The 20,806-nt window shown below is 29.5% G+C and carries 24 protein-coding genes and 1 tRNA gene; 22 read left to right on the plus strand and 3 right to left on the minus strand.

Going from position 1 to position 20,806, the window contains the following annotated elements; translation table 11 throughout:
• The first annotated feature begins 37 nt into the window (after nt 1–37).
• From RT714_RS04070 to RT714_RS04130, 13 genes are all read left to right on the plus strand, one after another.
• Nucleotides 38–1,885, plus strand: coding sequence for a TIGR03960 family B12-binding radical SAM protein (locus RT714_RS04070; protein WP_313756317.1), 1,848 nt, complete (start codon nt 38–40; stop codon nt 1,883–1,885).
• A complete protein-coding gene (locus tag RT714_RS04075; RefSeq protein ID WP_313756318.1) occupies nt 1,882–2,577 on the plus strand; it encodes a TIGR03936 family radical SAM-associated protein in 696 nt (231 codons plus the stop codon). The genes RT714_RS04070 and RT714_RS04075 overlap by 4 nt, the downstream gene beginning before the upstream one ends.
• Before the next feature lie 15 nt (nt 2,578–2,592).
• Nucleotides 2,593–3,816, plus strand: coding sequence for an Rne/Rng family ribonuclease (locus tag RT714_RS04080; RefSeq protein ID WP_313756319.1), 1,224 nt, complete (start codon nt 2,593–2,595; stop codon nt 3,814–3,816).
• 124 nt (nt 3,817–3,940) lie between these two features.
• Nucleotides 3,941–4,252 (plus strand): 50S ribosomal protein L21, encoded by a 312-nt coding sequence (gene rplU / locus RT714_RS04085; RefSeq protein WP_072971621.1) that lies wholly within the window; start codon nt 3,941–3,943, stop codon nt 4,250–4,252.
• 4 nt (nt 4,253–4,256) lie between these two features.
• Nucleotides 4,257–4,604, plus strand: coding sequence for a ribosomal-processing cysteine protease Prp (locus RT714_RS04090; protein WP_072971625.1), 348 nt, complete (start codon nt 4,257–4,259; stop codon nt 4,602–4,604).
• 3 nt (nt 4,605–4,607) lie between these two features.
• The gene (gene rpmA / locus RT714_RS04095) at nt 4,608–4,898 is read left to right on the plus strand and encodes a 50S ribosomal protein L27 (protein ID WP_072971627.1); all 291 of its coding nucleotides are present in this window, start codon (nt 4,608–4,610) and stop codon (nt 4,896–4,898) included.
• A 250-nt stretch (nt 4,899–5,148) separates the two neighbouring features.
• On the plus strand, nt 5,149–6,417 hold the full coding sequence (gene obgE / locus RT714_RS04100; protein WP_313756320.1) for a GTPase ObgE: 1,269 nt from the start codon (nt 5,149–5,151) through the stop codon (nt 6,415–6,417).
• 20 nt (nt 6,418–6,437) lie between these two features.
• Nucleotides 6,438–6,617 (plus strand): hypothetical protein, encoded by a 180-nt coding sequence (locus RT714_RS04105; RefSeq protein ID WP_313756321.1) that lies wholly within the window; start codon nt 6,438–6,440, stop codon nt 6,615–6,617.
• Nucleotides 6,618–6,635: 18 nt separating this feature from the next.
• Entirely contained in the window at nt 6,636–6,929 is a 294-nt protein-coding gene (yhbY, locus tag RT714_RS04110) for a ribosome assembly RNA-binding protein YhbY (protein WP_072971638.1), read from the plus strand.
• Between the two features lie 68 nt (nt 6,930–6,997).
• Entirely contained in the window at nt 6,998–7,606 is a 609-nt protein-coding gene (gene nadD / locus RT714_RS04115; RefSeq protein WP_313756322.1) for a nicotinate-nucleotide adenylyltransferase, read from the plus strand.
• Entirely contained in the window at nt 7,603–8,172 is a 570-nt protein-coding gene (gene yqeK, locus RT714_RS04120) for a bis(5'-nucleosyl)-tetraphosphatase (symmetrical) YqeK (RefSeq protein WP_313756323.1), read from the plus strand. The genes nadD and yqeK overlap by 4 nt, the downstream gene beginning before the upstream one ends.
• Nucleotides 8,173–8,197: 25 nt before the next feature.
• Nucleotides 8,198–8,545, plus strand: coding sequence for a ribosome silencing factor (gene rsfS, locus RT714_RS04125; RefSeq protein WP_313756324.1), 348 nt, complete (start codon nt 8,198–8,200; stop codon nt 8,543–8,545).
• A gap of 14 nt (nt 8,546–8,559) precedes the next feature.
• Nucleotides 8,560–8,940, plus strand: a complete 381-nt coding sequence (locus RT714_RS04130) for a RidA family protein (RefSeq protein ID WP_313756325.1) — start codon at nt 8,560–8,562, stop codon at nt 8,938–8,940.
• 49 nt (nt 8,941–8,989) lie between these two features.
• Here RT714_RS04130 and RT714_RS04135 read toward each other — a convergent pair whose 3' ends face one another.
• Nucleotides 8,990–10,258 (minus strand): D-alanyl-D-alanine carboxypeptidase family protein, encoded by a 1,269-nt coding sequence (locus RT714_RS04135; protein WP_313756326.1) that lies wholly within the window; start codon nt 10,256–10,258, stop codon nt 8,990–8,992.
• Nucleotides 10,259–10,393: 135 nt separating this feature from the next.
• On the opposite strand from RT714_RS04135, the gene RT714_RS04140 reads away from it, so the two are divergent.
• The 6 genes from RT714_RS04140 (at nt 10,394) to RT714_RS04165 (ending at nt 16,320) form a co-directional block, all read left to right on the plus strand.
• The gene (locus RT714_RS04140) at nt 10,394–11,005 is read left to right on the plus strand and encodes a helix-hairpin-helix domain-containing protein (protein WP_313756327.1); all 612 of its coding nucleotides are present in this window, start codon (nt 10,394–10,396) and stop codon (nt 11,003–11,005) included.
• A gap of 12 nt (nt 11,006–11,017) precedes the next feature.
• Nucleotides 11,018–12,052, plus strand: a complete 1,035-nt coding sequence (gene selD, locus RT714_RS04145) for a selenide, water dikinase SelD (protein ID WP_313756328.1) — start codon at nt 11,018–11,020, stop codon at nt 12,050–12,052.
• A 19-nt stretch (nt 12,053–12,071) separates the two neighbouring features.
• A complete protein-coding gene (selA, locus tag RT714_RS04150; RefSeq protein WP_313756329.1) occupies nt 12,072–13,493 on the plus strand; it encodes an L-seryl-tRNA(Sec) selenium transferase in 1,422 nt (473 codons plus the stop codon).
• 3 nt (nt 13,494–13,496) lie between these two features.
• On the plus strand, nt 13,497–15,407 hold the full coding sequence (selB, locus tag RT714_RS04155) for a selenocysteine-specific translation elongation factor (protein ID WP_313756330.1): 1,911 nt from the start codon (nt 13,497–13,499) through the stop codon (nt 15,405–15,407).
• A 27-nt stretch (nt 15,408–15,434) separates the two neighbouring features.
• A complete protein-coding gene (locus tag RT714_RS04160) occupies nt 15,435–16,130 on the plus strand; it encodes a response regulator transcription factor (protein ID WP_313756331.1) in 696 nt (231 codons plus the stop codon).
• 93 nt (nt 16,131–16,223) lie between these two features.
• Nucleotides 16,224–16,320: transfer RNA gene (locus tag RT714_RS04165), tRNA-Sec, on the plus strand.
• A gap of 186 nt (nt 16,321–16,506) precedes the next feature.
• Here the strand turns inward: RT714_RS04165 and RT714_RS04170 are convergent.
• On the minus strand, nt 16,507–16,848 hold the full coding sequence (locus RT714_RS04170) for a tyrosine-type recombinase/integrase (RefSeq protein WP_313756634.1): 342 nt from the start codon (nt 16,846–16,848) through the stop codon (nt 16,507–16,509).
• A gap of 47 nt (nt 16,849–16,895) precedes the next feature.
• Nucleotides 16,896–17,099 (minus strand): hypothetical protein, encoded by a 204-nt coding sequence (locus tag RT714_RS04175; RefSeq protein WP_313756332.1) that lies wholly within the window; start codon nt 17,097–17,099, stop codon nt 16,896–16,898.
• An 872-nt stretch (nt 17,100–17,971) separates the two neighbouring features.
• Between RT714_RS04175 and RT714_RS04180 the strand changes: the two genes are divergently transcribed.
• From RT714_RS04180 to RT714_RS04190, 3 genes are read left to right on the plus strand one after another with little or no spacing between them, the layout of a single operon-like run.
• Nucleotides 17,972–18,682 carry a gamma-glutamyl-gamma-aminobutyrate hydrolase family protein gene (locus RT714_RS04180; RefSeq protein ID WP_313756333.1) on the plus strand — a complete coding sequence of 237 codons (711 nt, stop codon included), beginning with the start codon at nt 17,972–17,974 and terminating at the stop codon, nt 18,680–18,682.
• Nucleotides 18,683–18,721: 39 nt separating this feature from the next.
• Nucleotides 18,722–19,888, plus strand: coding sequence for an alanine racemase (gene alr / locus RT714_RS04185; RefSeq protein WP_313756334.1), 1,167 nt, complete (start codon nt 18,722–18,724; stop codon nt 19,886–19,888).
• Between the two features lie 30 nt (nt 19,889–19,918).
• On the plus strand, nt 19,919–20,761 hold the full coding sequence (locus tag RT714_RS04190) for a serine hydrolase (protein WP_313756335.1): 843 nt from the start codon (nt 19,919–19,921) through the stop codon (nt 20,759–20,761).
• The last annotated feature ends 45 nt before the right edge of the window (nt 20,762–20,806 follow it).

A 20,806-nucleotide genomic window follows, 5' to 3' on the forward strand; every position in this document is an offset into this window, starting at 1 on the left:
AGATAATATCTATAGTATTAATGAAAGGTGGAAACAAATGATAAATAAGAAAATTCTAGATAGGGTTCTAAAGAAAGTTGAGAAGCCTGCTAGATATATAGGAATGGAACAAAATTCAATAATAAAAGATTTAGATGAAGTGAAGGTAAAATTTGCCTTTTCTTTTCCAGATATATATGATGTAGGAATGTCACATTTAGGACTTCATATTTTATATAATTTAATAAATCAAGAAGAAGATTTTGCTTGTGAAAGAGTATTTGCACCTTGGACAGATATGGAAGAGGAAATGAGAAAGGAAAATCTTCCGCTTTTTACTTTGGAAAACAAAGAAGAAGTAAGAAACTTTGATTTTTTAGGATTTACATTGCAGTATGAGATGAGTTATACCAATATATTAAATATTTTAGATTTATCTAAGATTCCATTATTTTCAAAAGATAGAAATGATGAAGACCCAATTGTTATGGCAGGAGGACCCTGTGCTTATAATCCAGAACCTATAGCAGAATTTATAGATTTTTTTGTAATAGGTGAAGGAGAAGAAGTAACATTAGAAATTCTTAAATTATATAAAGAACATAAGGAAAAAGAATGGAATAGGGAAAGGTTTTTAAGAGAAGTAGCTAAATTAGAAGGAATATATGTACCAAAGTTGTATGATATAATATACAATGACGATGGAACTATTAAAGAAATGTTAAGGTTAGATGAAGTGGCTCCAAAAGTAATAAATAAAAGAATGATAAAAGATTTAGATTCTATGTTTGCACCTGAGAAAATGATTGTACCATTTATTGAAACAGTCCATGATAGGGTTGTTATGGAAATTTTTAGAGGCTGTACTCGGGGGTGTAGATTTTGTCAAGCGGGTATGATTTATAGACCTATAAGAGAAAGGTCAGTTGATAAAATAGTGGAGTTAGCAGAAAAGCTAGTTGAAAGTACTGGATATGAAAATGTATCTTTATCATCTCTTAGTTCTTGTGATTATTCTGAATTATATCCATTAATTTCAAAATTAATGGATAGCTTTGAACAGAAAAAAGTAGGGGTATCTTTGCCGTCCCTAAGATTAGATTCTTTTAGTATAGATATATTAAAAGAAATTGAAAAGGTTAGAAAATCAGGATTAACTTTTGCTCCTGAAGCTGGTAGTCAAAGGCTTAGAGACGTAATAAACAAAGGAATAACTGAAGATGACTTGGTAAATACGATTTCTTATGTGTTTAAAGAAGGATGGTCTACTGTTAAGCTTTATTTTATGATTGGATTACCTACAGAAACTGATGAAGATGTGTTAGGTATAAAGGAATTGGCATATAAAGTTAAAGATATTTTCTTTGATATGCCAAAGGAAGAAAGAAAAGGAAACTTAAAAGTAACAGCTTCAGCATCTTGTTTTGTACCAAAACCTTTTACTCCTTTCCAATGGATAGGGCAAGATTCCATGGAGGAATTTTATAGAAAGATATATTTAGTTAAAAATAGTATAAAGGATAATAAGGTTACATTTAATTATCATGATCCAAAACTAAGTTTCTTAGAAGCAGTAATTGCTCGTGGAGATAGAACGATATCAAAACTGATATTAAGAGCGTGGGAAAGAGGGTGTAAATTTGATGGCTGGTCAGAGCATTTCAAATATGAAACTTGGACTCAAGCTATGAATGAAGTAGGTATAGACAGTGATTTCTATGCCCTAAGAAATAGAGAATTAGATGAAGTCTTACCTTGGGACTTTATAAACCCAGGAGTATCTAAAGAATATTTAATTAGAGAATATAAAAAATCTTTAGAAGAACAAACAACAGATGATTGTAGGCTGCAATGTAGGGGTTGCGGAATAAAGGGATGTACGATGACTGGTGGTGTAAATAAATGATTTTAAGAGTTGCATTTAATAAAACAAATTATTTAAAATACATTGGGCATTTAGATTTAATGAGATTATTTCATAGGGCTTTTAATAGAGCTGGTGTTCCGATAAGATATTCTGAAGGATTTAATCCTCATCCAAAGTTTTCAATAGCAAGTCCACTATCTCTTGGGATAGAATCTGAGGAAGAATATATGGATGTAGATATTGATTACATTCCAGTGGATGAATTTATACAGAAGGTTAATAGTGTGTTACCCAAAGATATTCAGATAACAAGAGGTCTGTATCTTGAGAAAGAAGAAGCCATAGCATCATTAATAGCATGGGCTTTCTATGAAATAAACTTTGAAATAGAAGAGCATAAAGAAAAGATAAATGTAGAGGACATATTTAATAAATGGTTATCTCAAGATGAAATAATGATTACAAAATTAAAGAAAAAAGGTAAGAAAAAGATTGAAAAAGAAGAAAATATTAAGAAATTTGTTGGAAATATAGTTGTCAAGGACATTATGGATAAAAACATAAAGATAGATGCTTTATTGAAATCTGGAAATAATGGAAATTTAAAACCTATAGATTTTATGGAAGCTTTAAAGAGAGATACATGTCTTAATATAGATATGGATTCTATAAATATAAAAAGGCTAGGTCTATATGCAGAAAAGGATAGCAATATATATAAGCCGTTATAAGATGGGAGAATTATTATGAATTATATTTTTATTGATTCTTTAAATGGAGTTAATAGGGTAGGTATTGTGGAGGATAATAGACTTATAGAATTTTATTTAGAAGAGCAAGAAAAAAGGATAGTTGGAAATATATATAGGGGAAGGGTAGCTAATGTATTACAGGGAATGGAGGCAGCTTTTGTAGATATTGGTGAATCAAAAAATGCTTATTTATATGTTAAGGAAGCCTTACCAAAAGATATTTTATATAATGGTAGAATATATAAGATATCTGAAATCATTAAATCTGGTCAAGAAGTAATAGTACAGGTAGTAAAGGAAGCTTCGGGCAATAAGGGAGCAAAATTAACGACTCATATTGAAATGCCAGGTAGATATCTAGTGTTTACTCCTTTTTCTAATAAAATAAATATTTCTAAAAAAATTAAATGTTCTGCTGAAATGGAAAATTTGAAAAACATAGGCAAAAAGATTATGAAAGATGATATGGGACTTATCTTTAGAACAGCTTCGGAAGGAATGGAAGAATCTGTTTTAAAGGAAGAATATGATACTTTGTATAATATATATTCTAAAATTGAAAAAGAAAGAAATTTTTTACCATGTCCTAAACTTCTCTATAAGGAACCGAGTTTAGCATATCAAATAATAAGGGATAGTTATAATGAATCTATAGAGAAAATTATAGTAAATAATAAGGAAATATATGATAATTTAATTTTAATTGAGAACCTTTATCCCTTTAAATTTTCAGATAAAATGGAGTTAGATACTGAGTTTTCAATATCCTATAATAATGAGATTCAATTAGATTTAAAAACTGCATTACAGAGAAAAGTATCATTTAAATCTGGAGGATATATAGTTATAGATGAAACAGAAGCCCTTACGGCAATAGATGTTAATACTGGAAAGTTTGTTGGTACTAGTTCTTTAGGAGATACAATACTAAAGACCAATATAGAAGCAGCTGAAGAAATAGCAAGACAAATCAGGCTTAGAGATATTGGAGGTATTATAATAGTAGATTTTATAGATATGAAAGATAAAGATGATGTTTCAGCAGTTTTATCTATATTTAAAAAGCATTTACAAAAAGATAAGATAAAGACAAATATCATAGATATTACAAAGCTTGGTCTTGTTGAATTAACGAGAAAAAAAATAAGAAGACCTTTATCAACAGACTTTTATAAAAAATGTCCAATCTGTGAAGGACGGGGAAATATTATAGAGTAAAATTAGCTATTGACAATAATGTAGATATTTGTTAGAATATTTGGGTGTAGAGCCGCTCAATCTGGGTTTAAGTCCTAATGGCACCCTGTATTGGCGAGACTGGGTTAGAGGAGGTGCAATCATAATGTACGCTGTAATAGAAACTGGTGGTAAACAATATAGAGTTCAACAAGGTGATGTTGTTTTCGTAGAGAAAATAGATGCAGAAGAAGGCACAAATGTAAATTTTGATAAAGTTCTTTTAGTGTCAAAAGAAGGAGATATAGTTGCTGGGAAGCCTTATGTTGATGGTGCTAAAGTTGAAGCTGTTGTTTTAGAACAAGGAAAGGCTAAAAAAATCGTTGTTTTCAAATATAAAGCTAAGAAGAACTATAGAAAGAAACAAGGACATCGTCAACCATTTACTAAAGTAAGAATTGAAAATATTGTTGGCTAATATCATGATAGTAGCTAAAATATATAGGGATAAAAATAATTACATTAAAAAATATACCATAGAGGGACATTCAGATTATGATTCCTATGGTAAAGATATAGTATGTGCTGCTATATCAGTACTTTCTCAGACTACATTGTTATCCTTAGTAGAAGTTTGTGGGCTAGAGGAAAATAATATTAAGTATTCCATAGATGAAGAAACTGGATTTCTTGATGTAGAATTACCTAAGAATATAGAAAAGTTTAAATTAGATAGAACACAAATCCTATTAGAATCATTAGTAGTAGGAATTAATTCAGTGATAGAAAGTTACCCAGAGTATGTAGCACTCAAGAATGGGGAGGTGTAATTGATGATTAAATTGAATTTACAATTATTTGCTTCTAAAAAAGGAGTAGGTAGCTCCAGAAATGGTAGAGATAGTGAAGCTAAAAGATTAGGCGTTAAAAGAGGCGATGGACAATTCGTTTTAGCTGGAAATATTTTAGTTAGACAAAGAGGCACTAAAATACACCCTGGAAACAATGTAGGTAAAGGTGGAGATGATACTTTATTTGCAACAGTTGATGGTGTAGTTAGATTTGAAAGAAAAGGTAAAGATAAAAAACAAGTTAGTGTTTATCCTGCAGAGGAGTTAGCGTAAAATTTAAGCTTGCCATTAATGGTAAGCTTAAATTTTTTTCTAAATCAATAGGTATTTGTATCTGGTATGAAAATTACTTATTGTGTAAAGTATAGTATAAATTTTTTTATATCTAGACAAAATAAATAAGAAAATCATTAGTGTTATCTGAAAAAGTTAATATATTAATTGACAGACTAAATAAAATTGATATAATAAATTTATCGGATTTCTAAATATAGGAAAAGTAATTGGTAAGGATGATGAGATTATGTTTATAGATGTGGCAAAGATACATGTCAAAGCAGGTAAGGGTGGAGATGGAATTGTAGCTTGGAGACGGGAAAAATATGAACCTGCTGGAGGACCTTATGGAGGAGATGGAGGAAACGGAGGAAGTATAATTCTAAAAGCAGATGAAGGAATTAGAACTTTAATGGACTTTAGATATAAGCGTTCATATATTGGTCAAAATGGGGAAGATGGAAGGACTAAAAAACAATTTGGAAAAGCAGGAGAAGATATTGTATTAAAAGTACCCGTTGGAACTTTAGTTAAAGATGGTAATACGGAAGGTGTAATAGTAGATTTAAAGGAAAAAGGTCAAACTTTTGTTATAGCTAGAGGTGGTAGAGGTGGTAGGGGAAATGCAAAATTTGCAACTGCTACACGTCAAGCGCCTGGATTTGCCGAGCCTGGTACAAAAGGTCAAGAAAGGGATATAATATTAGAATTAAAGCTTCTTGCAGACGTAGGACTTATAGGGTTTCCAAATGTTGGAAAATCAACTATACTTTCAATCGTTTCAGCAGCTAAACCTAAGATTGCAAACTATCATTTTACAACTTTAAAACCAAATTTAGGAGTGGTCAGGATAGGCGAAGAAAAATCTTTTGTTATAGCAGATATTCCAGGGTTGATTGAAGGAGCACATCAAGGTGCAGGGCTAGGACATGATTTTTTAAGACATATTGAAAGAACCAGAGTACTCGTACATGTATTAGATATATCTGGGAGTGAAGATAGGGATCCTATAGATGACTTTTATAAGATTAACGATGAGTTAAGTCAATATAATATAAGATTAGTTGATAAACCACAGATAATAGTGGCAAACAAGATGGATATACTAGGAGCCAAAGAAGGGCTAGATAAGATTAAAAGAGAATTTGAGCCAAAAGGCTATAAGATATATCCAATTTCTGCTGCAACATTAGAGGGGATAGATGAGCTTAAATATGCTATGTGGGACTTGCTTTGCAATACGGAAATTAGTTATGAAACATTTGATGACCAATTTATGCACGAAGAAGAAAGTGATGATGCAATAATTGTCAAGAAAGAAGATGATAAATTTATTGTAGAAGGAACATTTATTGAAAGACTTTTAGGTTCAACTTATTTTGATGACGTAGATTCTTTAAGATATTTCCAAGATATGCTTAGGAAAAAGGGAGTAATAGATGAACTTAAGGAGTTGGGAATACAAGAATATGAATCCGTATTTATTTGTGGATATGAATTTGAATTTTTTGATTAAATGGAGGTAAAGGGAGTAAAATGGACTGCTTAAGTTGTGGAAACTGTAAGGAAAATCAACCAACATATTATTGTTTAATGAAAAATGAAGTAGTAATAAATGAAAATTATAGACCAGGAGAAAAATCAAGAACAGGTTGGAAGAAGGGGAATACAGACTACGAAAAGCATAGAAGGCAAAGGAAAGAAGTAGAAGTTTAGATTAGAGGAGTGGAATAGTTGTTAACAGGAAAACAAAGATCGTATTTAAAGAGCATTGCAAATACCATGGAGCCAATATTCCAAGTAGGTAAAAATGGAATAACTGAAAATTTTATTAAGCAAGTTGACGATGCATTAGAAGCAAGGGAGCTAATAAAAATAAAAGTATTAAATAATAGTTTATTAGATGCAACTGAAGTTGCTAATCAAATATCCGAAGAAATAGATGCAGAATTTGTACAAAGTATTGGTAATAAATTTGTTTTATATAAGGAATCAAAAGAAAATAAAAAAATCGAATTGCCAAATTAAAGAAGTTATAAACTTCAGAATCTTATATATTTCTGAAGTTTAATTCTTGTTAGTTACGGAGGAAATTTATGAAAATTGGAGTAATGGGAGGTACTTTTGACCCTATACACAATGGACATTTAATAGGGGCGGAATATGCTAGAACTTCCTTAAATTTAGACAAGTTAATTTTCATACCATCAGGTAATCATCCTTTTAAGAATAATAAAAATATTAGCGAACCAAATAAAAGGATGGATATGATTTCATTAGCTATAAGTTCAAACAAGTATTTTGAAATATCACCTATAGAAATTAATAGAATGGGTATTACTTATACCATTGATACTATAATGGAATTAAGGAAAGAGTATAGAAAAGATGAAATATATTTTATAATAGGTTCCGATATTCTTTTCGAGCTAGAAAAATGGAAAGGTTTTGAGGAACTTATTAGTTTATGCAAATTTATATTACTCTATAGACCTGGGAAAGAGGATAATATAGATAAAAAGATTAAAGATTTAAAAATATCTTATAATATCAAGATTGAAAAAGTTAAGGCACCACTTATTGAAATTTCTTCCACAGAAATCAGAAATAGAGTAAAAAATCGATTAAGCATAAAATATCTTGTACCAGAACCAGTTGAACAATATATTTTTAAATATGCTTTATATAATGGAGAGAATATATGAATAAATCTTTAGAGAATAGATTAATAAAAGATATTGGGGAGAAAAGATATAATCATTCAGTGAGAGTGATGGAAGTAGCAGTTGAATTGGCTGAAATATATAATGCTGATATAGAAAAAGTTAAGATTGCGGCAATGTTACATGACTCTGCTAAGATAATGGATGACACATACTTGTTGAAAATGACATCTGACTTTGATATAATTTTAGATAATTGTATGAAATATAATCATGAGCTTATACATGGACCTCTTGGTGCTAAAATAGCTAAAGAAGAATATGGAATAGAAGATAATCAAATATTAGATGCTATTTATTATCATACTACAGGTAAAGAGAATATGAATATATTAGAAAAGATAATTTATATAGCTGATTATATAGAGCCATATAGAAACTTTCAAGGGGTTGAAGAAGTGAGAAAGTTAGCTTTTGAGGATTTAGATAAAGCCATATTATTGGCCATGGAAAATACTATAACTTTTTTAATTGAAAAGAATAAACTAATTCACCCTGATACTATAAAAGCAAGAAACCATCTAATAATTCAGTTAAATAAAAGATAAAAAATAAAACTTAGGGGGTAAATTTATGCTAGATTTAGAAAATAAATTATCCATCATTACTAAAGCTTGTGAGGACAAAAAAGGGATAGATATTAAATTGTTAAATATATCAAAACTAACTTCTATTGCAGATTATTTTGTCATTGTAAGTGGAAACTCATCAACACAGGTAATGGCAATAGCGGATGAGGTAGAAAGTAAGATGATTGAAGCAGGAGAACTAGAATTTTCAAAAGAAGGGTATCAAAGTGGCAGATGGATACTCTTAGATTTTAACGATATAATAGTTCATGTATTTCATAAAGAAGAAAGAGAATTCTATAACCTTGAAAGACTATGGTCTGATGGAGGGGAAAGAAATAATCTAAATTAAAGGAGGAAAATATAATGACATCAAGATTTTTATCAACAGAAAAAGCACCAGCAGCAGTAGGACCTTATTCACAAGGAGTAAAGGCTGAAAATATAATTTTTACATCTGGTCAATTACCAATAGATCCAGCAACTGGAGAGTTATCAAAAGGTGATATACAAAAAGAAACGAGATTATGCTTAGAAAATGTAAAAGCAGTTTTGGAAGCAGCTCACGCAAGTATAGAACATTTAGTTAAAGTTACAGTTTTTGTAACAGATATAAATGATTTCTCTAAAATCAATGAAGTTTATGCGGAATTCTTTGGAGACCATAAACCTGCTAGATCCTTAATACAAGTAGCAGCATTACCTAAGGGTGCAGATATTGAAATAGAAGGTATTGCAGTAATATAAATAAAAAGCCTAGTTCTAATTAGAACTAGGCTTTTTATTTTATGCTTTCTTATATTTTATATATACTCGCTCTTCTTCGTTTCATTCTTTTTCTCTTTTTATTTAGAGATACTATTCTTCCAAGTATAAGAAAAATAGGTAAGATTATATACCATTTACTTAAAGTTCTTTTAAAGAAGCTAGGATTTGGTAGAGCTTCTATATCCATAGTGGAAATAATATCTGTTTCAGAAATAACCTTACCATCCAAAGCATATTCAATTTTACCAATCACTTCTCCTTTTGATATTGGTGCTTCTAAACTATCTATTATGAGTTTTTCCTGTATTTTATCCTTTTGTCCCTTTCTAATTAAAAAACTAGAATCAGTCTTAGTAACTCCAGATACAAAAGGTACAACTCCATTACTTACCTTAAAATTTTCAATAAATTTATTGGCAAAACCAAATTTTACATTCTCGAAATTTGTAATTCCATAATTTAATAATTTATGAATATCAGAATAAATATTTTTACCATTAGATTTTAATACTACAGCTATGAGTCTATGCCCATCTTTTTCTAGAGATATAACCAGACATTGCTGTGCAGCAACTGTATATCCTGATTTTACACCATTTACTCCATCATATTTAATAGGTACGAGTTTTCCGTCTACATCAATTTTTTCATTGCTATATAAAAGCTTATTAGCTGATTTTAAGTATCTAGGTTCAGATTTTTTATTTGTTACAGGAATAATGTAAGTATAATTTTTGACTATAGATTTAAATTTTTCATTTTGCATTGCATATCTAGCAATTAATGCTAAGTCATATGCTGTTGTTTTATGATCTTCATTAGGTAGGCCATTTGGATTAATAAAATTAGTATTTAATGCACCTATTGATTTTGCCTTTTCATTCATAAGTTTACTAAACTCTTCTATACTTCCTGAAATATGCTTTGCTATGGCACAAGCTGCATCATTAGCAGATTCTATTAATAAAGCATTTAATAATTGTTCTAAGGACATTTTTTCTCCAGTTTCTAGGGCTATATGACTACCACTAGTTAGATTAACAACTTCTTCATCAATGGTAACTATATCTTCCATATTACCATTTTCAATAGCGAGTATAGCAGTAATAATTTTAGTAGTGCTAGCAGGATAAAGTTGAGAATGGGAATTTTTTTCATATAAAATCTCTGATGTATCCATATCAATTAAAATAGCTCCTTCTCCAGATAGGGTTAAGTCCTCCCCGTATGAAAAGGAATATGTACTAAATAGAAATATAAAAATAAATAAAGCTAAAACTTTTTTCAAACTATCCACCACCTTATCTTCATAATAAGATTATACCAGAAAAAGAATAAATAATTAAGTATAAATATTTTTTAAAAAAAGAAGGAAAAATAAAAAGTAAATCGAATATTAACAGATAATAATATATTTAGGGGGTATATAAATATGGATTCCTTTACAAAGAGAGAACAAATAGTTATACTATTAATAGTTTTTATAATTATTATTACCTTAGGTTTCAAATTTTTCATGAAGGATATAATTAAACCAAAAGATGATATCATGGAAATTACCAGTTTTGGAGAGACAATAAATCTAGAAGAAGATAGGGTAAGTGATAATGAAAATAAAATTATTATGGTTCATATAAGTGGACAGGTTTACAACCCAGGAATAGTAGAGCTAGAAATAGGTGATAGAGTAATAGATGCAGTAAAATTAGCTGGGGGATTGAAAAAAGATGCTGATATAGATAAAATAAATTTAGCAAAGAAATTAGAAGATGAAGAAAAAGTACATATACCTAAAATTGGAGAAGAATTAACCAGTGATATAATTCATAGTAATGATTTTAAAGAAAAGTCTCTTAAAACAAATATAAATACTTGTGCTAAAGAAGAATTAGTATCTTTGCCGGGTATAGGGGATGTTATTGCAGATAGAATAATTGAATATAGAAAAGGAAATACATTTAAAAGTATTGAAGATATTAAAAATGTTTCAGGTATAGGTGATAAAAAATTTGAGGGTATAAAAGAATTAATAACAGTAAAATAAAGAGGTGTAGTTATGGAAAAAAAATTAACTCAATTAACAAAAAGCTCTGGTTGAGCGGCTAAAATCGGTCCCGATATATTGGCACAAGTTTTGTGCCATTTACCAAAAACATATGATGAAAATTTATTAGTAGGGCTAGATACATCAGATGACGCAGCTGTATACAAAATAAATGATGAGTTGGCAATGATTCAGACTTTAGACTTTTTTACTCCAGTAGTAGATGATCCATATACATTTGGACAAATAGCGGCAACAAATTCCTTATCGGATGTTTATGCTATGGGTGGAGAACCAAAATTAGCTATGAATATAGTGTGTTTTCCAAACTGTTTAAGTCCTGATATATTAGGAGAGATATTAAGGGGTGGATATGATAAGGTAAAGGAAGCAGGAGCTATTACAGTAGGAGGTCATACTGTAGAAGATGATGAGCCAAAGTATGGGTTATCAGTTGCTGGTTTTGTACATCCAGAAAAAGTGCTTACAAATAGTAATGCTAAACCAGGAGATGTTCTTATACTAACTAAACCTTTAGGGTTAGGGATAATAAATACAGCTATAAAAGGCGAAATTGCAGATAAATCTACTTATGAGGAAGCAGTCATGGTAATGTCTACCTTAAATAAGTATGCAAAGGAAGCTATGGAGCGTGTAGGAGGTGCAAATAGCCTTACAGATATAACAGGCTTTGGCTTATTAGGTCATGCCTTAGAAATGGCTCAGGGTAGTTCTGTAACCATAAAGATAAAACATAAAAATATTCCAGTAGTTTCTAATGCATTGGAATATGCCCAAATGGGATTAGTACCTGCAGGTGCATATGCAAATAGAACTTATACAGGGGATAATGTGTATATTAATGAATATGTAGCAAAGGATATAGAAGATATATTATTTGATCCTCAGACGTCAGGAGGGCTTTTGATATCTATTCCAAAAGAAAAGCAAAATGAGCTATTGGAAGAATTGAAATCAACACCTACTAAATATGCAGTAATAGGAGAAGTATGTGATAAAGCAAAGTATTATGTCATAGTAGAATAGAGAATAAGGAAGGGATTATATGACGGAAAAAAATCTGTTTACTTTAATACCTAAAGTAGATGAAATACTAGATAAGGCTACTATAAAAGAATTGTTAGAATATATACCAAGGAAAACCGTATTAGATAGTATAAGGACAGAAATAGAAAAAATTAGAGATGAAATTAAAGAGAAAAAATATTCAGAAGAAGATATAGTAAAAGCAATAGAATCTATTGATATGAAAATAAGACATAGGGCAGAAGAAAAAAATGCATATAAATTAAAAAGAGTAGTAAATGGCACTGGTGTAGTAATTCATACTAATCTGGGAAGATCACTGATTAATGAAAAGATTATGGACAATGTTAAAGAAATAGCTATTAACTATTCAAACTTAGAATATGATTTGGAAACAGGTGCAAGGGGCTCTAGATATAGTCACTTAGAAGAAATAATATCTGAAATAACAGGTGGAGAAGCAGCTATGGTTGTTAACAATAATGCAGCTGCAGTAATGCTTGTGTTAAGTACTATGGCTAGGAATAAGGAAGTAATAGTGTCACGTGGTGAATTAGTTGAAATTGGTGGTTCTTTTAGGATACCAGATGTAATGGAGCAAAGCGGTGCATCTTTAGTCGCGGTTGGTACAACAAATAAAACTCATTTATGGGATTTTGAAAATGCTATAAATGAAAATACAGGGGCTTTACTTAAAGTTCATACTAGTAATTACAGAATATTAGGATTTACATCAAATGTTGACTCACAAGAACTATTTTCATTAAAGGAAAAATATAAACTACCTCTTATAGAGGATTTAGGTAGTGGAGTACTTATAGATTTATCTAAATATGGGATAGAGCATGAGCCAACAGTTCAGGAATCTCTGAAAAAAGGTGTGGATATAGTTACTTTTAGTGGAGATAAGCTTTTAGGAGGGCCGCAGGTAGGCGTTATAGTTGGAAAAAAAGAATACATCCAAGCTATGAAAAAGAATCCATTGACCAGGGCATTTAGGGTAGATAAATTTACAATATCAGCTCTTGAAGCAACCTTAAGATATTATCTTGATGAATCAGTAGCCATTGAAGAAATTCCTACTTTAGCTATGTTAGCTATGAGTTTAGAAGAAATAGATAGAAAGGCTATTGAGCTTAAATCAAGAATAAATGGAAAAGTTTTTGATGATGAATTAGAAATACAAATAGAAGATAATTTTTCGGAAGTTGGAGGGGGTTCTCTACCTTTAGAAAAATTACCTACAAAATGTATAGTATTAACTTTAGATGGTTTAAGTACCCAAGAATTTGAAAATAATTTAAGAAAATTCAATATACCAATTATTACTAGGGTATATAAAGATAGGATATACTTAGATTTAAGGACTATTAAAGAAGAAGAGTTTGATATTATTGCAGAAGGGATTAATTTCGCTTTAAATAAGGTTAAAGGAGTTTAATAAATGAAACATGTAATTATAGGAACAGCAGGTCATATAGACCATGGTAAAACAACTTTAATTAGAGCTATTACTGGAAGAAATACAGATAGACTGAAGGAAGAGCAGGAAAGAGGAATATCTATTGAACTAGGTTTTACTTACTTTGACTTACCATCAGGACAAAGAGCAGGAATAATAGATGTGCCAGGCCATGAAAGGTTTATTAAAAATATGCTTGCAGGTGTTATAGGTATAGATATTGTTTTATTAGTTGTGGCAGCAGATGAGGGTATAATGCCTCAAACCATGGAACATTTATATATTTTAGATTTATTAGGGATAAAAAAGGGATTTGTTGTTCTTACAAAGTCTGATTTAGTAGATAGTGAGTGGGTTGATATGGTGGAGGAAGAAGTAAGAGAAGAAATAAAGGGAACATTTCTTGAAAAGAGTCCTATAGTAAGGGCATCCTCTACTACTAAAATGGGTATTGACGAAATAATACATCTTATTGATGAAAAGGCAGAAGAATTGGAAGAAAGAGATATAGATGATATGCCTAGACTTCCAGTAGATAGGGTATTTTCAATATCAGGTTTCGGCACTGTAGTAACAGGTACTTTATTATCTGGACAAATAAAAGTAGGGGATGAAGTTGAGATATTTCCTAGCAACAAGAAAGCTAGAATAAGGACATTGCAGGTTCATGATCAAGATGCGGCTACTGCATATGGTGGTCAGAGAGTAGCTGTTAACTTAGCAGGATTGAAAAAAGAAGATGTTGAAAGAGGAGATACCCTTGCTCCAATTAACTCTATGAGTGACAGTATGATGGTTGATGTAAAGATTAAGTTACTTAAAAACATAGATAGATATGTAGAGAATAGAACTAGACTAAGACTATATATAGGGACAAAGGAAATTTTGTGTCGTATTGTTTTACTTGATAAAGAAGAAATAGGGCCTGGAGAAGAAGCTTATGCACAGCTCAGATTAGAAGAAGAGATAGTAGCTAAAAGAGGAGATAAATTTATAATTAGATTCTATTCTCCTATGTTTACAATAGGTGGAGGGGAAATATTAGAGCCGAATCCAAAGAAGAAAAAAAGATTTGATGATAAAGCCATAAAAGAATTAGAGATTAAAGAAATGGGTTCAGCAACAGATATTATTGAAAATATAATTGAAGAAAAATCTAAAGAATTTCCAACAACTAAAGAAATAGCAATTTTTACTGCAATGTTAGAAGAAAACTTAAAAATTGAGATAAATAAGCTGATAGAAGATAAAAGAGTAATATCCTTTCCCCTGACTAAAGATTTGCATATAATTCATATAAATTATTTTAATAAAATTAAGAACCAAATATTAGAGGAACTTAGCAAATTTCATTCTAAATATCCTTTGAGGGCAGGTATGCCAAAGGAGGAAATTCGTAGTAGATTTTTAAGTAATGCAAAACCAAAGGTGGCAGAAGCATTTATAGAATTGTTAGTTGAAAATGATTATTTGAAACAAAGGTTTGAGAATATTTCTATAAAAGAATTTGAAGTAAAATTTAATCATGACCAATTAAAGATTAGTCAACAAATTTTGAAGAAATTTAATGAAACTCCTTTTCAACCACCGAGAAGAGAAGATTTAGCAACCATTATTCATGGAAAGAAGGAAGAACTGGATGAAATTTTTCTTTCTCTATTGAATAAAGGAGATATTATAAAATTAAATGAAGAAGTATATATCTCTAAAGAAGCATATGATTTAAGCTTAGATAAGTTAAAGGAGCATTTTGAAAATAAAACTTCAGTATCAATAGGTGAATATAGAGATATGTTAAATACTAATAGAAAGATAGCCCTTGCCATTCTTGAACACTTTGACCAAGTTAAAATAACAAAGAGAGATAATGATATTAGAATTTTAAACAAATGACAAATGCACAAGTACAGGGGTGAAAGAATGGAGAAAAAGATATTAATATTAGACAGTGATAAATCCTTTGTAAAAGGACTAAAATATAGTCTTGAGCAAGACGGATATATTATAGATATGATTTCTAATGGCAAAGACATTTTGGAAAAACTTAAAATAAATAATTATGATCTTATATTACTTGATTTAATATTACCAGATTCTAATGGCTTGAATGTTTGTCAAGCCATTAGAAATGTTTCTCAAGTTCCAATTATAGTAATAACTGAAAAAGATGAGGATATTAATAAAATTTTAGCTCTAGAATATGGTGCAGATGATTATATTGTTAAACCTTTTAATATTTTAGAATTAAAGGCAAGAATTAAGGCAATATTAAGAAGAGTAGATTATAAAGCAATGGAATTTAATAATCAAGTAATAAAAATACAGGATTTTACCATTAATACTGTAGGTAGAAAGGTAATTATAAAGGATAGAAATGTAAATTTAACTGGGAAAGAATTTGATTTATTTTTTATTCTTATATCAAATCCTAATAAGGTTTTTAGAAGAGAAGAGTTATTGGAATTAGTATGGGGATATGCATATTATGGTGATCTAAGGACAGTAGATGTTCATATAAGACGAATTAGGGAAAAGATTGAGAAAGATTCATCAGAAGCAGAGTATATTATGACCAAATGGGGAGTAGGCTATTATTTTAATGGTTCTAAATTATAAGTAAATTAGATTTTTGTAGAATTATAGGCGATTTTTCTTGACAGAATTTGTCGATATGATATACTATAATAGTTGCAAAATTGCATATATCTTGGGGGTAGATGAGTCCTGGTGGGCTCTCTGGTCTTCAAAACCAGCGCGAGGGGTTAGGAACTTCTTGGGTGGGTTCGATTCCCACATACTCCCGCCATAGTAAATTAGCGACTTTTGTCGCTTTTTTTATTTTTGTTTTATTTTACAACCTTTAAATTTTCATCTTGTGTGACACTTCGTGTGCCATTTGATAAAATGTTTGAAAAAACATTGGATGCATCCTTGTCAATTCTTGGTATGGCATGAGCATAAATATTTGCTGTTGTAGATGCGCGAGAATGTCCTAATCGCTCTGCAACATTCTTAAGAGGTTATCGCTGGCTAAAAGCATTGTAGCGCTTGTATGACGCAAGCCATGGAATGTAATACGTTTTAATTTATTTCTAATTAAGAATCGTCTAAACCAATCAGAAATAGTTTTCTTTGATATGAATCCACCAGTAATTCCTGTGAATATTAAATTATTTTCTACCTCTAATTGTTGCTTTTTAAGGGATTCAATTTCTAAATGTTTATCTAGTAACTGTTCTAGCTCTTCTGGATAATATTCTACTCTTGTTTTTGACACAAAAATAACCTCCTTTCTTAAACTTATGTTCTTTATTGATTTATATAAAAGAGCCAGTTAAGGCTCTAGTATTACAAAAATATTAAGAAACTTAGATGTAAAAGCTATTCTATATCGTAATCATCATCAGTTGTTTTTTTGAATATTTTAACATTCCTTAATACATAAATTAGAAATACTCCTACTAATAAAGCTAATATTTGCAAAACCAGTAATCCATAATCTTTACTAATAATGCTAGTAATTCCTGCTATAAGAGAAATTACTATAATAAAGTATCCAAAAAACTTTGCTATCTTCTCTAACATAATTTTCCTCCTCCTATTTATTTTTCTCAAGCTTTAATTTAATTAATTCTTATATAGACTCCTATTTTTAAGGCACATTGGCAATATAAGTAATGTTATAGCATATACCAAAAAATTAATGGATAGTTTTGCATTAATACCAATAGCAATAAACGTAATAGTAATTAGAAAAAGTGTAATCAAAGGTTTAATGATATTTACGAATTTGTTATACATAAGAAAGCCCCTTCTTTATTCATATTCTTTATTTATAATATTTTATCATATTATAGTGAGAATATCTAATTTCTTTATTAATTCCTTATTCTCACAGTATGGTTTAAATCCTATGAATATTGTACTTTCATCCTATTTTGTTTTTAAAAGTATTAATTAAAGCTTAAATCTGGCTATTATTTTTAAATGTATATAATGACCTTATATAGATTTCAATTATTCCAAAGTGTTTCTTATTGTGTAGAAAAAAGTTAGAAATTTGGATTGTGCCTTGCTAACATTCTGCAAACATAAACTATAATTAATGATAGTATCAACTTTTTCAGTGGGTTTGATTTCCACATACTCCCCAATAGTAAACTAGTGACTTTGATCGCTTTTTTGGTTTATTTATGAAACTACATTTATATTACATAATAATATTCATAAAATAGTGCGAAAATTAGGAAACTTTCCTCAAAACAGGAAAAAAAGAGTTGGTTTATTTTATAGTAGTAAATAAATTATATAATTAATAAGATTACATATACTTTGAATTATTGTCAAATCAAGTTAATGTGATATAATTTACAATATCAAAGAACAAACAATATTTTTTATGGCATAAATTTTGCTTATATTAAATTTTATAATAATATTAATTAGGGGGGAAGATATTGAAACCAATTATCGGAATAACAACATTTGAGTCAGAACAGAAAGGCTTTCATACTGTCAACAGTTATTATATTAATTCAATATTTGATGCAGGTGGAATACCAATAAATATACCAATTATTTATGATGAAGAAGATTATGACTATTATTTAAATTTAGTAGATGGTATTCTTTTTACTGGAGGATTGGATATTTCACCTTTATCTTATGATGAAAATCCTTTAAGAGAGGTAAATGATATATCTGCCATAAGGGATAAATATGAGTTTGGATTATTTGTAAAAGCATATGAAAGAAAACTACCTATATTGGGAATATGTAGAGGACATCAATTGGCGAATATTGCTTTAGGAGGTAGTCTATATCAAGATATAGGTGTGCAAATACCAAATACATTAGGTCATAGTCCAATTGGAATCTCAAAGGATGAATTATATCATTCAATAGATATTAAGAAGGATAGTAAATTATATAGTATATTCGAAACAGAAAGAATATTTGTAAATTCCAATCATCATCAGGCAATAAAGAAACTAGGAAATAATTTATCTATTTCTGCTTTTTCTGAGGATAAAATAATAGAGGCTATAGAGGCAACAGATGAAAGATTTTTAATAGGGGTACAATTTCACCCAGAATGTTTAGCAAAACGCTATTCTCAATTTTTAAATTTATTTAAAGCATTTATATTAGCTGCGAAATCTAAATAGAAATATGGAAAGTAATATAATTAAATTAGGAGGGATATTATGTTTAAGAACTGCACTGACTCATTAATGCGAAATACATGGGTAGAGATAGATCTCTCTAATTTAGAATATAATTTATCTCAAGCAAGAAAAATGTTAAAATCAAAGACAAAAATAGCTGGAGTTGTAAAGGCAAATGCATATGGACATGGTTCCATACATATAGCAAAAGTCCTTATTGAAAATGGAATAGATATGTTGGCAGTAGCCTGTCTTACGGAGGCAATTGAACTTAGGAAATACTATTCAGATATTCCCATATTGATAATGGGATATACTCCTAGTGATAAATTGAAATTTGCTGTTCAAAATAATATAACCATTACAATTTTTAGTTTAGAGCAAGCTATAATATTATCTGATATAGGAGAAATGTTAAATAAAGAAGTTACAATTCATATAAAAATCGAAACAGGGTTTAATAGACTTGGATTAAAAATTGATTCTAATACTATAAGTATAATAGAAAAGATATACAATTTAAAAAATATAAGATTGGAAGGTATATTTACACATTTTGCACTAAAGACAAAAGAAACTGATAAAATACAATATGAATTACTAATGAATGTAATTCATAAACTTGAAGCCAAGGGAATTTATATACCTATTAAACATATCTGTGATAGTATAGGTATGGTAATCTATCCTGAGTATCATCTTGATATGATAAGATTAGGTTCTTTTATGTATGGTGTACAAACATCATCCAAGAAAGAAGGAAGTTTAAGATCAGTAATGACCTTTAAAGCTAAGATATCCCAGGTTAAAGAAATACAAGCAGGAGAAGGAGTAGGATATGATTACTCTTTTGTTGCCAAGAAAAAAACTATAGTTGGAACATTACCAGTAGGATATGCAGATGGATATATGAGAGCTCTTACTGGTAAAGGAGAAGTAAACATAAATGGTAAAAGAGCTCCTATAATTGGCAAGATATGCATGGATCAATGTATGATAGATTTAAGCAATATACCCTATGCTAAAGTAGGAGATGAAGTTATTTTATTGGGAGGAAATTCTAAAGATGGAATAACCTTAGATGAAGTTGCTGAAAAAATAAATACTAATAGAAATGAAGTTCTTAGTGTTATTAGTAGAAGAGTTCCAAGAGTATATATAAAAAAATCAAAACCAATATGTATTGTAGATTATTTATTAGATTAAATATATTTGAGTTATAATAAGGAGGTAGCCATGGATAAGTTGTCATTAGAGTCAAGAATCAATGCAGAAGTTTATAATTTTAGTGGGAAAATGGGAATTTATTTAAATGACTTTAAAGGAAATATAATAGAGATTAATTCTGACACTAAATTTGAAACGGCTAGCACAATTAAGGTTTTTGTATTAGCAGAATTATATAGACAAATACATGAAAAGAAAATTAATCCTAATAAAATTTTAAAATATGAAAAAGAAAATTATGTGGTCGGAAGTGGAATATTAAGAGATTTAGACTATGGAGTAGAGATGACGGCTAAGAGTTTTGCAACACTTATGATTGTGATTAGTGATAATATTGCTACCAATATTTTAATAGATTTACTTGGAATAGATAATATAAATAACACTTGTATGGATTTAGGTCTTAAAGATACAGTACTTCATAACAAGATAGATTTTGAAAAATATAGTAAATTAGGAACTACTACTCCAAGAGATTATGGAAAATTTTTTGAATTATTATATAGGAAAGAATTGTGGAGTAAGGAAATTTCTGAGGAAATGATAGAGATATTTAAAAATCAACATTATAATACTATTTTAACAAGAGACTTACCACAGTATTTCTTGGATTCGGAAAATACTGGTGATGAGGAATTAGTTTCTATTGCTTCAAAGAGTGGCAGTATGAATGAATGTAGAAATGATGGAGGGATTGTATATACACCTTATGGTGGATATGTTATATCTTTGTTTACCAAAGATTTTGTTGATAATTTGTATTATAATGACCATGAATCATATAGATTTGGTGGGAAGGTAAGTAGATTGATATTTGATCAATATATATCATTAAAAGGGAGTTTTAAATAAAATAAAAAATAAAATTCTAAATAAAATTTGATTAATAAAAATAAC

This window comes from Tissierella sp. (assembly GCF_032104385.1).
In the GTDB taxonomy this organism is placed as follows: Bacteria; Bacillota; Clostridia; order Tissierellales; family Tissierellaceae; genus Tissierella.